General features: G+C 62.7%; 13 protein-coding genes. 8 read left to right on the top strand and 5 right to left on the bottom strand.

Features of this window, described 5'->3' with window-relative positions; genetic code table 11:
- Positions 1-34: 34 nt before the first annotated feature.
- A complete protein-coding gene (locus LFT47_RS20195; RefSeq protein ID WP_236813533.1) occupies positions 35-1,990 on the top strand; it encodes a PTS mannitol transporter subunit IICBA in 1,956 nt (651 codons plus the stop codon).
- Entirely contained in the window at positions 1,990-3,138 is a 1,149-nt protein-coding gene (locus LFT47_RS20190) for a mannitol-1-phosphate 5-dehydrogenase (RefSeq protein WP_236813531.1), read from the top strand. Before LFT47_RS20195 ends, LFT47_RS20190 begins: the two co-directional genes overlap by 1 nt.
- 138 nt (positions 3,139-3,276) lie before the next feature.
- Here the strand turns inward: LFT47_RS20190 and LFT47_RS20185 are convergent, their stop codons facing one another.
- Positions 3,277-3,765 (bottom strand): MarR family winged helix-turn-helix transcriptional regulator, encoded by a 489-nt coding sequence (locus LFT47_RS20185; protein ID WP_236813529.1) that lies wholly within the window; start codon positions 3,763-3,765, stop codon positions 3,277-3,279.
- A 60-nt stretch (positions 3,766-3,825) separates the two neighbouring features.
- Here LFT47_RS20185 and LFT47_RS20180 point away from each other — a divergent pair, with 60 nt between their 5' ends.
- Positions 3,826-4,557, top strand: coding sequence for an NAD(P)-dependent oxidoreductase (locus LFT47_RS20180; protein WP_236813527.1), 732 nt, complete (start codon positions 3,826-3,828; stop codon positions 4,555-4,557).
- Positions 4,558-4,706: 149 nt separating this feature from the next.
- Here the strand turns inward: LFT47_RS20180 and LFT47_RS20175 are convergent, their stop codons facing one another.
- On the bottom strand, positions 4,707-6,179 hold the full coding sequence (locus LFT47_RS20175) for an amino acid permease (protein ID WP_236813525.1): 1,473 nt from the start codon (positions 6,177-6,179) through the stop codon (positions 4,707-4,709).
- 158 nt (positions 6,180-6,337) lie between these two features.
- Here LFT47_RS20175 and LFT47_RS20170 point away from each other — a divergent pair, with 158 nt between their 5' ends.
- The 3 genes from LFT47_RS20170 to LFT47_RS20160 all read left to right on the top strand — a co-directional run bounded on the left by LFT47_RS20170 (position 6,338) and on the right by LFT47_RS20160 (position 8,633).
- Positions 6,338-6,841, top strand: coding sequence for a GNAT family N-acetyltransferase (locus LFT47_RS20170; RefSeq protein ID WP_236813522.1), 504 nt, complete (start codon positions 6,338-6,340; stop codon positions 6,839-6,841).
- 74 nt (positions 6,842-6,915) lie between these two features.
- Positions 6,916-7,362 carry a MarR family winged helix-turn-helix transcriptional regulator gene (locus tag LFT47_RS20165; RefSeq protein WP_236813520.1) on the top strand — a complete coding sequence of 149 codons (447 nt, stop codon included), beginning with the start codon at positions 6,916-6,918 and terminating at the stop codon, positions 7,360-7,362.
- 44 nt (positions 7,363-7,406) lie between these two features.
- On the top strand, positions 7,407-8,633 hold the full coding sequence (locus tag LFT47_RS20160; protein WP_236813518.1) for an MFS transporter: 1,227 nt from the start codon (positions 7,407-7,409) through the stop codon (positions 8,631-8,633).
- A 97-nt stretch (positions 8,634-8,730) separates the two neighbouring features.
- On the opposite strand, the gene LFT47_RS20155 is transcribed toward LFT47_RS20160, so the two are convergent.
- From LFT47_RS20155 to rraA, 3 genes are all read right to left on the bottom strand, one after another.
- Positions 8,731-10,194, bottom strand: a complete 1,464-nt coding sequence (locus LFT47_RS20155) for a sugar porter family MFS transporter (protein WP_236813516.1) — start codon at positions 10,192-10,194, stop codon at positions 8,731-8,733.
- A gap of 260 nt (positions 10,195-10,454) precedes the next feature.
- Complete coding sequence (locus LFT47_RS20150) at positions 10,455-12,107, bottom strand: MDR family MFS transporter (RefSeq protein WP_236813515.1); 1,653 nt, start codon at positions 12,105-12,107, stop codon at positions 10,455-10,457.
- 107 nt (positions 12,108-12,214) lie between these two features.
- Positions 12,215-12,697, bottom strand: coding sequence for a ribonuclease E activity regulator RraA (gene rraA, locus LFT47_RS20145; RefSeq protein WP_236813513.1), 483 nt, complete (start codon positions 12,695-12,697; stop codon positions 12,215-12,217).
- A gap of 99 nt (positions 12,698-12,796) precedes the next feature.
- On the opposite strand from rraA, the gene LFT47_RS20140 reads away from it, so the two are divergent.
- Both LFT47_RS20140 and LFT47_RS20135 read left to right on the top strand, forming a co-directional pair.
- Complete coding sequence (locus LFT47_RS20140) at positions 12,797-14,125, top strand: MFS transporter (RefSeq protein ID WP_236813511.1); 1,329 nt, start codon at positions 12,797-12,799, stop codon at positions 14,123-14,125.
- Positions 14,126-14,246: 121 nt separating this feature from the next.
- Positions 14,247-14,849: a TetR/AcrR family transcriptional regulator gene (locus LFT47_RS20135; protein WP_236813508.1), complete on the top strand. Its 603-nt coding sequence runs from the start codon at positions 14,247-14,249 to the stop codon at positions 14,847-14,849.
- Positions 14,850-15,044 lie beyond the last annotated feature (195 nt).

The raw sequence follows: 15,044 nt of genomic DNA, 5'->3' as shown, positions 1-15,044 counted from the left end.
CACTGATGCGGGACTCACGTTAGGAATTCACACAATGGCAACAGCGTCAGTTGCGAAACAGCGCACCAGCGTGCGCGTTGGTGTCCAAAAGTTCGGAACGTTCCTTTCGGGCATGATCATGCCCAATATCGGGGCCTTCATTGCATGGGGCATCATCACCGCCCTGTTCATCCCGGCCGGGTTCTTGCCCAATGCGGACCTGGCCAAACTCGTGGGCCCCATGATCACGTACCTGTTGCCGCTCCTGATTGGCTACACCGGCGGCCGGGCGGTCCATGGCATCCGCGGCGGCGTGGTGGGAGCTGTGGCCACCATGGGTGTGATTGTGGGTACGGATATTCCGATGTTCATCGGTGCCATGCTCATGGGTCCGCTCACGGCCTGGATCATGAAGAAGCTTGACAAGGTATGGGAAGGCCGGGTCAAGCCGGGCTTCGAGATGCTGATCGACAACTTCTCCGCAGGCATCGTCGGTGCCGCCCTGGCCATCTTCGGCATGCTGGTGATCGGCCCGGTGGTGAAGGCCTTCAGTGACGGCGCGAGCGCCGTCGTCGAATTCCTGGTCCACAACGGACTTCTGCCGCTGACCAGCATCTTCATCGAACCCGCCAAGGTCCTGTTCCTCAACAACGCTGTCAACCACGGCATCCTCACGCCGCTGGGTACTGAACAAGCGCTGCAAAACGGCAAGTCCATCCTGTTCCTGCTGGAAGCCAACCCGGGCCCAGGCGTAGGCGTCCTGCTTGCGTACATGATCTTCGGCAAGGGCCTGGCACGGGCATCCGCTCCCGGCGCCGCGCTCATCCAGTTTGTCGGCGGCATCCACGAGATCTACTTCCCGTACATTCTCATGAAGCCGATCCTCATCCTCGCCACGATCGCAGGCGGCATGACCGGCATCTTCACCTTGGTGGTCACCGGCGCGGGCTTGCGTTCGCCGGCAGCCCCGGGCAGCATCATCGCTGTCTTTGCCGCAACAGCGAAGGACAGCTATTTCGGTGTGGCCCTGTCTGTACTCCTCGCGGCCACTGTGTCCTTCCTGATCGCCTCCGTGATCCTGCGGACCAGCAAGACCACCGATGTGGACGCGCTGGGCCAGGCGACGTCCAGGATGGAAGAGCTCAAGGGCAAGAAGAGTTCCGTTTCCTCCGCACTCCTGGGCGCCGGCGGCGGTACCGCCGTCCTGACCCGTCCCATCCAGAACATCGTGTTCGCGTGTGACGCCGGCATGGGTTCCAGCGCCATGGGTGCCTCGGTATTGCGCAACAAGATCAAGGCGGCCGGCTTCCCGGACGTCAAGGTCACGAATTCAGCCATTGCCAACCTCAGCGACACCTACGACGTCGTGGTCACGCACCAGGACCTGACAGAACGCGCCCGGCCGGTCACCTCCAGCGCCGTGCACGTCTCCGTGGACAACTTCATGAACAGTCCCCGGTACGAGGAGATTGTGGAACTGGTTAAGAGCAGCAACGCGGCTCCCGGCGCTGAGGGCTCGACGGCGGTTGCCGAACCGGCCGCCGGTGCCCACGCTGCCCAGCCCGCCGCCGTCGGGGGCAAGGATGTCCTGCTCCCCGAAAGCGTGATCCTCAATGGTTCCGCGACGGACCGTGACTCGGCCATCGACGAAGCGGGCAAGCTCCTGCTGGACCGGGGTTCAGTGGACATGGGCTACATTCACGCCATGCATGAGCGCGAGGAATCCGTGTCCACCTACATGGGCAGCTTCCTTGCCATCCCGCACGGCACGAACGCTGCCAAGAACCACATCCTGCACTCCGGTGTGTCGATCGTCCGCTACCCCGAGGGCATCGACTGGGGTGGCAAGCAGGTCAAGTTCGTCGTCGGCGTCGCCGGCATCAACAACGAGCACCTCCACATCCTGTCCTCCATCGCCAAGATCTTCACGGACAAGGCGCAAGTGGCCCAACTTGAGCAGGCCACGTCGGTTCAGGAAGTGCTGGATCTGTTCGGGAAGGTCAACGCATAGTGAAGGCAGTCCATTTCGGGGCAGGGAACATCGGGCGGGGATTCGTCGGCTTGCTGCTGCACGAGGCCGGATATGAAGTGGTCTTCGCCGATGTCGCGGATGCCTTGATCAGCCAGCTCGCCTCCACCCCCTCCTACGAGGTCCACGAGGTCGGCGAAAACGCGGCGGTCAAGACCGTGTCCGGGTTCCGCGCCCTGAATTCGGGCACCGAAGAGGCTGCCGTCGTCGCGGAGATCGCGACGGCGGACCTCGTCACCACGGCGGTGGGGCCGCACATACTCAAGTTCGTGGCCCCCGTGATCGCTCGAGGCATCGCCGGCCGCTCGCCGTCGTTGGCTCCGCTCCAGGTCATGGCCTGTGAGAACGCGATCAACGCCACGGACCTCCTGCGATCCGAAGTGGAAGCCGCGTGGGACGGTGCCGCCGGTGACCTTTCCTCCGCTGCGGTGTTTGCGAACACGGCGGTCGACAGGATTGTCCCCAACCAGGCGCCGGGCCAAGGCCTCGACGTCACTGTGGAGACCTTTTACGAGTGGGTCATCGACCGCACGCCGTTCGCGGGGGAGGCGCCGGTGATCCCCGGCGCGACCTTCGTGGAGGAGCTCGGCCCGTATATCGAACGGAAGTTGTTCACGGTCAACACCGGACACGCCTCGGCAGCATACTTCGGCTATGGCGCCGGCCTGGAGAAGATCTCCGACGCCATGGCCGACGCCTCTGTGGCCGCCCGGGTGCGGGCAGTGTTGGAGGAGACCAAGCACCTTCTCGTGGCCAAACACGGTTTCGTCGAAGCCGAGCAGGAAGCGTACGTGCAGAAGATCCTGTCCCGCTTCACCAACCCGTACCTCCCGGACACCGTGAACCGGGTGGGCCGTGCGCCGCTCCGCAAGCTGGGCCGGCACGAACGGTTCATCGGCCCGGCCGCGGAGCTCGCCGAGCGCGGCGTCACTCCCGTTGCCTTGCTCGACGCGATGTCCGCTGCCCTGCGTTTCGACGACGGGGCAGACGACGAAGCCGTGGAACTCGCACGGATGCTCTCCGAGATGGACGCCGCCGAGGCGGTCGAGCGCATAACTGACCTGCCGCCGTCGCACCCGTTGTTCCCGCAGGTGCTGAAGCTGATCGAAGAACGGAAGGCCGAGGCCTAAACGCCCGCTCACCTATGTCGGGTTTTTCCCGGACGCCCGCTCACATCTGAGGGCCTTTTCCCGGACGCTCGCTCACCCTCCTTCACTTGATGTGAAGGAGGGTGAGCGTTTTGGGCTCGAAAAGTAAGCGAGCGTCAACTAGTTGCCGAGTTCTTCCGACGCCGTCCGTCCGGCCGCCTGGACGCGCCGCAGGAAGTCGGTAATGACGGCGATTTCAGCGTCGTCGTAGTCCGCACAGATCGTGTCCATGAGGCTGTTCATTCCCGAGTAAAGGCGGAACATCTCGGCGTTTCTGTCGGGCAGAACCCGGATGACCACGGCGCGCCGGTCGGACGGATCCCGGTCCCGGACAATCCAGCCTCCGCGTTCGAGTCGGTCGAGAATTCCGGTCATGGTGGCTGGGTGCAGGCCGGCGAGTTTGGCCAACATGCTCGGGCTGAGCGGTCCCCGGCTTGAGATCAGGTCAAGACAATCAAGGTCAACATCCTTCAGCTCGGCTTGGGTGCCGACCTGGTGATTGAGCACGGACAGTTGCACGCGTACGCTGCGAAGCTCGGCTTTGAGCGCAGCAACAGCACGCCGCCGAAGGCGAGGATTCGCGGCCTCTTGATTTGATATGAAATTCATATGATATCGTTTCTGTATTGTATGGTTTTCCTAGGATAAGACTACCGGAGGCCGCATCACATGAAGATCGCAGTATTCGGGGCAAACGGCCCCACCGGAAGGATTCTCACCGCACAAGCGCTCGACGCCGGACACATCGTCACAGCCGTCACGCGCCGGCCACACGAATTCCCGCTTTCGGCCCCCGGCCTAAGCGTCGTAGGCGCCGATGTGTATAACTTCGAGGACGTGAGTGCCGTCGTCGAAGGAAAGGATGCCGTTCTCTCAACCCTCGGTGTTCCATACAGCCGCCAGCCGATCACGGTCTATTCCGTCGGCACGGGGAATATCATCCGGGCAATGGGCAACCACGGCGTCCGTCGGCTGGTCTGCGTGAGCTCCAGCGCCACTGACATCTCGGCCGGCCCGCATGGCGGGTTTCTTTTCGAGAAAGTGCTGCAGCCCCTCATTACCAAGCTGCTGGGTAAGACACTGTATGAGGACATGCGGCGGATGGAATCCGCCGTCGTAGCGAGCGGCCTGGACTGGACAATCATGCGGCCCTCCGGTCTTTTCGAGACCGAGTCCGTCACCGAATACAAGATGGCCGTTGATTACATAAACGGCACTTTCACGTCGCGGGCGGACCTTGCGGACTGCATGCTGAGGCAACTCACTTCGGACGACTTTGTGCGCAAAAACGTAGCGGTTGCAACCTTTTCGCAGAAGCCGAGCCTGATGCAGCTACTCTTCCGTGAGGCCAGCAGCAAGAAGGCCGCGCCGGATAGCGTCCCTGAGGGCAACCGGTCATGAACCTCGGTGGGAAACCCGAAACCCTCCTTCACATGACGACGTGAAGGAGGGTTTCGGGTTGTGCCGCCATATGTGAGCGCGCGTTACGTCGAAAAGGCTCATATGTGAGCGCGCGTCGGAAGAATGGCCGCTGTATGTGAGCGGGCGTCCTAGCGGGCGGCGGTTTCGACGGCGGTGGTTTCGGTTTCGGCCATGGCTTTCCACTCGGCTACGCGGGCCTGGTGCAGCGGCGACTTCCGGACCAGGGCGTACGCCGCGGCGAGGACCGCGAACCAGATGGGCGTTACGAGCAGGGCCGTGAGCGTGTCCGGCTGCGTAGTCAGGGCCCAGACCAGGAAGCCGAAGAAGGCGAAGACCACCCACACCATGACGATCCCTCCGGGCATCTTGAAGGTCGATGCCTCGTGCAGCCGGGGCCGGCGCTTCCGGAAGACAAGGTAGCTGGCCAGGATGATCGACCAAACGAACATGAAGCAGACGGCGGACACGGTGGTGACCATGTCGAAGGCTGCGCCGATGTCCTTGCCGGCGTAGAGCAGTGCGACGCCGCCGAGGAGAAGCACGCAGGACAGGAACAGGGCGTTCTGCGGGACTTTACGGCTGGAAAGGCGGCCGAACACCTTGGGGGCATCGCCGTCGTTCGCCAGGCCGAACACCATGCGCGACGTCGAGTAGATGCCCGAGTTGGCCGAGGACATGGCGGAGGTCAGGACCACGAGGTTCACCACGGTTGCCGCGATGCCCAGTCCGGCGAGGGAGAACATGGCGATGAACGGGCTGTGGCCGGCCTTGAACTCGGTCCAGGGAATGACGGACATCAGGATGATGAGCGCGCCGACGTAGAACAGCATCACGCGGACGGGAATGGCGTTGATGGCGCGGGGCAGGTTGTGCTCCGGGTTTTTGGTCTCGGCCGCGGCTGTGCCCACGAGTTCGATGCCCACGAACGCGAAGACCGCGATCTGGAAGCCGGCGACGAAGCCCATGAATTCCTTGGGGAAGAAGCCGCCGTGGCTCCAGAGATTGGTCAAGCTAGCGGCTCCGGCGTCGGACTTGAAGCCGGTGGAGATCATGACGATGCCCACGATGATCAAAGCGGCGATGGCAACGATCTTGATGAGGGCGAACCAGAACTCAGTCTCGCCGAAGGCCTTCACCGTGGGGAGGTTGAGCAACAGCAGGATGGCGATGGTCGCGAGGCCCGGAATCCAGAGCGGCACACCCGGCCAGAGCTCATTGGCGTAGCCCGCGATGGCGATGACATCGGCCACCCCTGTTACCACCCAGCAGAACCAGTAGGTCCAGCCCGTGAAGAAGCCTGCCCAGGGACCAAGGAGGTCGCCGGCGAAGTCGCTGAAGGACTTGTAGTTCAGGTTGGAGAGCAGGAGCTGGCCCATGGCGCGCATGACGAAGAACAGCATGAAGCCGATGATCATGTACACGAAGATCACGGACGGCCCGGCGACGGAGATGGTCTTTCCGGAGCCCATGAAGAGGCCTGTGCCGATGGCGCCGCCGATCGCAAGCAACTGGATGTGGCGGTTGCTCAGTGAGCGCGCCAGATGCGGCTCGCTGTCTTTGCTGGAGGCAGTGCGTTGCCCTGTTGTTGTCTGGTGAGACATATCTGCATCCTTCGGGTGATTCGCCGCATGGTGACGTGGCTAACAAATCTGCTAGTCCAAACTAACTCGAACCATCCCAGAATTTGTGATTGATCGTTTCACCCAGAATTCATGAACGCTCGTAAAACGAAGCCCCCAGCTTGTGTCAGGCTGGTGCTATGAGTCACACAAATCCAGGCGTGAAGCCGCTGTTGAGCATGGTTCTGGACGAAGGAGTCTTCACCCTCCGCCGCGCCCACTGGGAGGACCTGCCCGCCATCCTGAGATTGCTCGCGGCGGATCAGTTGGGCGGTTCCCGTGAAAACGCCGAGGACGTCGGCCCTTATCTGCAGGCGTTTCAGCAGATCAACGAGGATCCGGCCCAGTTGTTGGTGGTAGGCCACCTGAACGGCGCCTGCGTCGCGACATTCCAGCTGAGTTTCATCCCGGGGCTGGCCCGGAAAGGCTCGTTGCGCTGCCAGATCGAGGCCGTGCGCGTTGCCGCGGAGTTGCGGGACCATGGCGTCGGTGCGGCCATGATGCAATGGGCGATCGAAGAGGCGCGGAACCGGGGCTGTACCCTGGTCCAGCTCACGAGTGACAAGTCCCGCAAGGACGCCCATCGCTTCTATGAGCGGCTGGGTTTCGTCGCCAGTCACGAGGGGATGAAGCTGGTGCTGTAACCAGGGGCTGCCAGCGGACTGAAGACCACGCACCTCTTGATATTTAGGTAGCCTAACTGTTAGGATACCTAAATATGAACACCGATCAAGCTGACGACGCGCTCCTCGCCCTCGCCCAATCATTCCGGGAAGCCTTGCGGCAGAGCGTCTACGTGATGCGCCGCCTCGATTCCGAGGAGCAACTCAGCTCGGCCCAGCTTGGCGTCCTCAAGATGGCGCTCGACGGCGGTGCCCGCGTCGGGGGGATCGCCCGGAACCTTGGGGTCAAAGTCCCAAGCGCCACGGAGCAGATCATCAAGCTTGAGCGCGCAGGCCTGGTCAAACGCGAAGCAGACCCGGACGACTCCCGTGCCGTCCGTGTCGCCGCAACCGCGGCGGGACGTGCCGCCGTCGAGAATGCCGACCGGCGCCGCAACGAATTCATCGCCGGGATCCTCGGAACGCTGAGCCAGGCGGAACGCGACGCGGTCCAAGCCGCCCTTCCGGTGTTCGACAAGATCAACCATTCAGTCCAGAACTGAACAAAACCAACAACTGAACGACCCAAAAACTAGGAGAGCAGTCCATGAAAGGCCAGCTCGCAGAGCAACTGCAGCCAGCGGAAGAAACACTCGAGGCCGAAAAGGCCTCGTTCCTCAAGCAGCCCAAAGCCGTGTGGGCCACGGCGATTGCCGCCGTCTTCGCCTTCATGGGCATCGGCCTGGTGGACCCGATCCTGCCGGCCATCGCCAAGAACCTCCAGGCCAGCCCCAGCCAAGTGTCGTTGCTCTTCACGAGTTACTTCCTGGTGACCGCCGTCGCGATGCTCGTGACCGGGTTCGTTTCTTCCCGGATCGGCGGCAAAAAGACGCTGATGACCGGCCTGGCCCTGATTGTCGTCTTCGCCTCGTTGTCAGGCCTGTCGGGAAGCGTGGGTGAGCTGGTCGGATTCCGCGCTGGTTGGGGACTTGGCAACGCCCTCTTCGTGGCCACCGCGCTTGCCGTGATTGTCGGCGTCGCGAGCGGCGGAACCGGGACTGCGATCATCCTGTACGAAGCCGCCCTTGGCCTCGGCATTTCCCTCGGCCCATTGCTCGGCGCGCTTCTCGGCGGCTGGCAATGGCGCGCACCGTTCTTCGGCACCGCGGTCCTCATGGCCATTTCCTTCATCGCCTTGCTGGCCCTGCTGCCCAAGACCGCGAGGCCGGCCACGAAGGCCCGTTTGCGTGACCCGCTCCTTGCCCTGGGCCACAAAGGCCTTCGCACTACCGCGGCCAGCGCCCTGTTCTACAACTACGGCTTCTTCACTATCCTGGCCTTCACGCCCTTCATTCTCGGGATGGACGCCTACGGTATCGGCTCCGTGTTCTTTGGTTGGGGCGTGGCCGTGGCCGTGTTCTCGGTCTTCGTGGCACCCGTGCTGCAGCGTCGCTTCGGTACCACCAACGTCCTGGTCGGCACCCTCGGGGCCCTTTTGCTGGACCTCGTCGGGCTGGGACTGGCCGCGGGGCACTCGGTGACCGCCGTCGTCGTGCTTGTCATTGTGGCGGGCGCCCTGCTGGGCATCAACAACACGCTCTACACGGAACTGGCCATGGAGGTTTCCGATTCGCCGCGTCCTGTGGCTTCGGCCGGTTACAACTTCGTGCGGTGGATGGGCGGGGCGCTGGCTCCGTTTGTCGCGGCGCAGTTGGGTGAGCACTTCGGCCCGCAGATCCCGTTCTTCGCCGCGGCCCTTGCGCTTGCGTTCGCAATCCTCGTGGCTGTCGGCGGACGCCGCTACCTGAAGTCGCACGAACCGCACCTCGTGTAAGCAGCAAAATCTCCCAAGTAGCTCGCAGTTGTTGTCGTTATGAGCCGTCAAAACGACAACAACTGCGAGCTACTTGGGTGCAGCGGGGGAGGTGAGGCTACTTCGGTTCGGTGATCGCGAGCTCTGCGGGCCTGGAGCCTTTCGGGACGAACAAGGTGTCGGCCTGCTCAAGGGACATGCCGTTGGTTTCCGGCACCTTGAACATGACAAAGAAGAACGACGCCGCGGCGAACAGCGCGTACATGCCATAAGTCAGCGGCAGCGAACCGGCCGCCATGATAGGGAAGCTCAAGGTGATGGCGAAGTTGGCGATCCACTGGGCCGCGGCGGCCAGGCCGAGTGCACGGGCACGGATGCGTGAGGGGAAGATCTCGCCCAGGAGAACCCACACCAACGGTCCCCACGAAGCGCCGAAGCTCACCACGAACACGTTTGCGGCTACCAGGGCCACCGGGCCCCAGGCGCCGGCTAAGGACACCGAAGATCCCGTCCCGCTGGCGGAAGAAAAGGCCAGCGCCATGGCACCCAAGGACACGGCCATGCCGATCGAGCCCGTCAGCAGGATGGGCCGGCGGCCGATGCGGTCCACGAGGGCGATGGCCACAAGGGTGACCAGGATGTTGGTGACGGACGTTGCCACGGAGATGGCCAGGGAGTCTTGCTCGTGGAAGCCGACTGCTTTCCACAGTGTGGTGGAGTAGTAGAAGATCACGTTGATGCCGACGAATTGCTGCAGCACCGACAAGATGATGCCGATCCACACCACGGGCTGCAGGCCAAAGGCCTTGCCACGTAGCGAGCCCTTCTTGGTGGAGAGCTCGTCCTGCTTGATGGAGTCACGGATTTCGCGGATGTGGCGTTCCGTATCGTCGCCGGGCATCAGGGTGTCGAAGATCTTTCGTGCGGTGTCTTCCTTGCCGTTGAGGACCAGGAAGTGCGGGGACTCAGGCAGCCGGAAGGCGATCAGGCCATAGATCGCGGCAGGCACCGCGCAGGCAATGAACATCCAGCGCCAGGCCTCAATTCCGAGCCACAAGGCGTGGTGCGCGCTTCCCGCCGAAGTCGCCAGGACGGCGTCGGACAGGAGGGCCGCGAAAATACCGGTGGTGATCGCCAACTGCTGCAGCGACGCGAGCCGGCCGCGGACCTGGCGCGGTGAGATTTCCGAGATGTAGGCCGGCGCGATCACCGACGCGAGGCCGATTCCCAGGCCGCCCACCAGGCGCCAGAAAACCAGGTCCCAGATGCTGAAGGCCAAGCCAGTCCCGATGGAGCTGACCAGGAAGAGGGCGGCACCAAGCTTCATGGCCGGGATACGGCCGTAGCGGTCCGCCACCTTGCCCGCAAGATACGCCCCTGCGGCACAGCCGAGCAGCGCGACCGCCACAGCGAAGCCCGTGACGGCTGCGCTCAGCATGAATTCGTCCTTCATCGCATCCACGGCGCCGTTTACCACGGAGGAATCGAAGCCGAAGAGGAAACCGCCCACAGCTCCGGCAACGGCCAGGCCAATTACCTTGCGTGGGACGCCGGAACGGCTGTCGGAGCTGGAATTGGGCATGGCTCTCCCTTGAGAAAAATTAGTGGATTGTGCGGCGCGGTCGTCATCGGCAGCTGAGTCCGACGGGGACGCCGGTGCACTCGCGCTACACAGTGTTGCACGCTGCCAGCGTGACTTCCAGTCAACCGGGCCGGCCACACCGGACGTGTCACGCCACGCAAACTTTTGCGCCGCCGTCGGGCACCCCACCGCGCGAACGCTGGAAACGACAACGGCAGGCAGTCCAAAAGACTGCCTGCCGTGACGCGGTCAAAGAGAGCCTAGTGCGCGGAAACGGATTCCTTCGCTGCCGCCTTCGGATCCGTGAGTTTCTTGTTCGGCAAAGCGAACGTGATGAGGAACGCGAGGCCGGTGAGCGCCGCGGCGGTCAGCATCACGGTGTCGATCGACTGTGCGAAGCCTTCGAGGATGGGCCGCGTGAGCGCCGGGTTGGCGTGGTGCAGCCAGCTGGTGTCGTTCAGCGAATCGTTCGTGGCGCCGTTCTTGAAGAAGTCGTACAGCTTGGCGTTGGCGGGATCCGCTGCAACCGCGGGATCCTTGAGCACCTTGAGGTAGTCCGTGCTGCCCATGGCGTCCTTCATGCCCGAGGCGATCTTGTCGGCGGCCAGGCTGAAGAGCATCGAGATGAACACAGCGGTTCCCACGGCGCCGCCCATGGAACGGAAGAATGCCGCGGTGGACGTGCCCACGCCCATGTCCTTCGGCGGCACGGAGACCTGCATGGCCAAAGTGAGGGGCTGCATGCAGAAGCCCAGGCCCATGCCGAAGAATACGGCGATCAGGCCGGGAACCCAGAGGCCGGTGTCGACGCCGAGGGACAGGCCCATGACGATTGCGGCGGCGGTCAGGATGCCCGTACCGAGGATCGGGAAGATCCGGAAGACGCCCGACGCCGAGATGGTCCGTCCCGCTGTAATGGAACCGAAGAGGATGCCCACCGTGAAGGTGATCATCATGAGGCCCGCCTCGGTAGGGGTGAGGCCCTTGACCAGCTGCAGGTACATCGGGAGCATCGCGATGGCCCCGAACATGCCGATACCGATGATGAAGTTCAGCAGGGAAGACAAACCGAAGGTGATGTTCCTGAAGAGCCGCAGGGGGATCAGCGCGTAGTCGCCGGCACGCCGCTCAACCAGCAGGAACGCGATGATGCCGATGACGCCAAGCCCGTAGCAGATCCACGAGTTTCCGGAGGTCCAGCCCCAGCTGCGTCCTTGTTCGGCCACGAGCAGCAGCGGGACGATTGCCAGCGTGATGGCTCCAGCACCCCAGTAGTCGATCTTCTGCTTGACGTGCTTCGCGGGCAGGTGCAGGTAGAAGAACACCACGGCCAGTGCGGCCAGGCCTATGGGCAGGTTGATGAAGAAGACCCAGCGCCAGCCGTCGAAGCCAAGGATGTTGGCCGAGCCTGCGAAAGCACCGCCGACCACGGGACCGAGGACGGAGGAAACGCCGAAGACGGACATGAAGTAACCCTGGTACTTGGCACGATCCTTCAAGGCAACGATGTCGCCGATGATCGTCAATGCGAGGGCCAGCAGACCGCCGGCGCCCATACCCTGGATGCCGCGGGCGATGGCGAGCTCGGTCATGGAATGCACGGAACCGGCGTACAGGGAGCCCGCGAGGAAGATCAGGATCGCGGCCAGGTACAGCGGGCGGCGGCCGAAGATGTCGCTGAGCTTGCCGTACAGCGGGGTGGTCACCGTGGATGTGATGAGGTAGGCCGTAGTGGCCCACGCCTGCAGGGACAGGCCGTCCAGGTCGTTGGCGATGGTGTAAATGGACGTGGACACGATGGTCTGGTCCAGGGAGGACAGGAACATGCCGAGCATGAGGCCCACCATGACGGTGAGCGTCTGACGGTGTGTCAAGACCTCTCCGGCGGCCCGCACAGGCGTGGCGTTGGACATTGCTTCTCCAAAGGTGGATGAAAAGGGGACTAAGCAGGATAGTTGCTTTCAGTAACTATCCTAATCGCTCCCGTATTCCCTGTCTTACCCGATTGGAGAGAAATATGTCACCGCTCTACGAGAATCCCGTCAGGATCGCAGTAGATCAGGTTGCCGGGTTCGATATGCACACCGTCAAGCACCAAAGGGATGTCCACTTCGCCACGGCCCACTTTGGAGCTCTTCTTGGGATTGCTCCCAAGGGCTTTGACGCCCAAAGGCAGCTTCGCGATCGCCACGCGATCGCGAATGGCTCCATTGATCACGACGCCAGCCCAGCCGTTCGCGACGGCGCTCTCGGCGATCATGTCCCCCATGAGGGCTGTGCGCAGCGAGCCGTAGCCGTCCACCACCAGCACGGCGCCGTCGCCGGGGGTGGCCAGAATCGTCTTCACCAAGGCATTGTCCTCAAAGCACTTGATGGTGCGAACGGGGCCGCTGAAGTGCGAGACGCCGCCGAGGTCCTGGAACTGCAGTGATATCGACTCAAGATCCTCGGCACGCTCGTCGTAGAGATCTGCGGTGTTGATGGGGTTCGCTGGGCTGTTCATCGTTGATCCTCCTCGGTCCGTTGGAGTTACCCTAACGCGTGCGGACTTGCCTTGGCGCTAGGCTGAATCCACACGTCCAGACGCTAGGGGAGCCCCGTCATGAGCCTGTCCGATCTGCCCGGTTCATTGCCTGAAAGACCGGCGACGGATCCTGCTCTAGATCCTGCGCCAACACAAGGCCCGACGACGGCGCTCGCCGAGCCCGTGGAGCGCGTCCGCTCGCTGTGGGTCACCGGAGTGGTGCTCGTCAATGTGGGCATCAACGCTGCATTCTTCGGCCCTATCCAGGTGTTGCTCGGCCAGCAGGCCATCCATTTTGACGAAGGCCAGAAGGAAGCCATCCTTGCGCTGGTTACGGCTTGCGGCGCTGGGGTATCGATGGTCGCGAATCCCTTGTTTGGTGCGTTCAGCGACCGCACCACGTCCCGCCTCGGACGGCGGGTACCGTGGGTGCTTTTCGGCGCCATCCTGGGCGCCGCAGCCTTGGTGGCCCTGGCGGGAGCTCCCAATGTGGCGGTCATGACTATTCTGTGGTGCCTTGTCCAGGCCGGCTGTAACGGAGCCTATGCGGCCATCACCGCGGCCATTCCGGATCGAGTACCAGTGCCGCAGCGCGGCGCGGTTGGCGGACTTGCGGCCATGGGCCAGACCGTGGGCATTCTCGCGGGCGCGGTGATCGCGTCCGTGGTTTCCGGGAACTTTTCCCTCGGCTACATCGTGTGCGCTGTTGCGCTGCTGGCAGGCGTCGTGCTCTATCTATTCAAAAATGACGACGTGCCTCTCGTTCGGGAGGCCAGGCCACCGTTCAAACTCTGGACATTCGTCAAGGGCTTTTGGATCTCGCCCGTTAAGTATCCGGACTTCGCGTGGGCCTGGCTGACGAGGTTCCTGGTCAATGTCGGCAACCACATGGTCACCTTGTACTTGCTGTTCTTCCTCAAGGATGCCGTGCACCTGGAGGAAGCGCAGGGGATCAAGCCCGAGTTCGGGGTCCTCATCCTGACGGGCCTGTATGCCGTCATGGTGATCATCACCAGTGTGGTGGGCGGCGCCATCAGCGACCGCATGGGCAAACGCAAACCGCTGGTCATTGTCTCGTCCGTCGTCATTTCGATAGCTGCCCTGATCCTTGCGTTCGAACCCACATGGACGGGGGCCATTGCCGGCGCGGCGGTGCTCGGTATCGGCTTTGGCGCGTATCTCGCGGTCGACTTCGCGCTCATTACCCAGGTGCTGCCTGCAGCCTTGGACCGCGGCCGGGACCTCGGGGTCATCAACGTCGCCAACTCATTGCCGCAAGTGATCGCGCCGGCGATTGCCTCCTTCTTCGTTGTGTTCTGGGGTGGCTACGTCTCGCTGTATGTGGCGGCAGCTGTCATCGGTTTGTTGGGCGCCGTTTTCGTCGTGAAGATCAAGGGTGTTGCGTAGCCCTGCGAATCCGTTCTCAGGGAACTGACAACTTGCTGCCGTATCATTGTCAGGACGCGCTCGGTCTATGGGGGGCCGCGCAATCTCCCCGAACGAAGCCCAAACCAACAGAACGCCGGAAATGTCCGAACCGAACTCCTTGGAACCGTATTCGCTGGATCTGGCCGCGGGGTTGCCCCAAATGGCGGCTGCTCCCACCACGCCGAGACAGCTATTGCGCTACGCCCGGATACTGAAAACTGCCGCGGGATTCGCCCAGCGCCAGTTCGATACCGTGAGCCTTTCGGACGTATCTACCAGGGCCCACGTACCGCTGGGGACGCTCTACCGCTACTTTCCTTCCACGGTTCATCTCATGCTTGCGGTCTACCGGCAGCAACTGCGGGAGCTCAACGACTCAAAACCGGCGTCTTCGAGGTGTAGCCAGCAAGAACTCACCGGTCTCGGGATGGAGATATTCCATATGCGGGTCATGCAGCCCGCCGTCGAACACTGTCTGTCCCGCACATGGGATACCCGCGATGGTGACATCCCCGTACTCTTGCGCGATATCGAAGCGCTCTCCGCCGAGATGGTCGCGGCTGCGATCGGCGACGCCGGGAGGGCCAGGATTCTGCTCCACGTCATCAGTGGTCTGGTCCAGTCGGTCAATTGCCGCCGGATCTCACTTTTCGACGCAGAGAAGGACCTCAAGAACGCCTGCAAGTTGATTGCGGACGCGTAGCTTTTCCAGGAATCTACGTAATTGGTCTAGACCACTACGACCAAAAGTATGAGTTTATGACTGGATGTCTCTAGTCTTCCTATCAGGCCCCTGTCTACGAAGACAGGACCCAAGCGGCTAGCAGCCCATATCCGCAGGAGTTTCACCGCACGGACCAACCACCCTTGGTCCGGCACCGAAGCCTCTACACCTGCC

Origin of the sequence: Arthrobacter sp. FW306-2-2C-D06B (assembly GCF_021789175.1) — a bacterium.
Classification (GTDB): domain Bacteria; phylum Actinomycetota; class Actinomycetes; order Actinomycetales; family Micrococcaceae; genus Arthrobacter.
The sequence above is the reverse complement of the archived record's forward strand: the minus strand, read 5'-3'. Positions and strand labels throughout refer to the sequence as shown.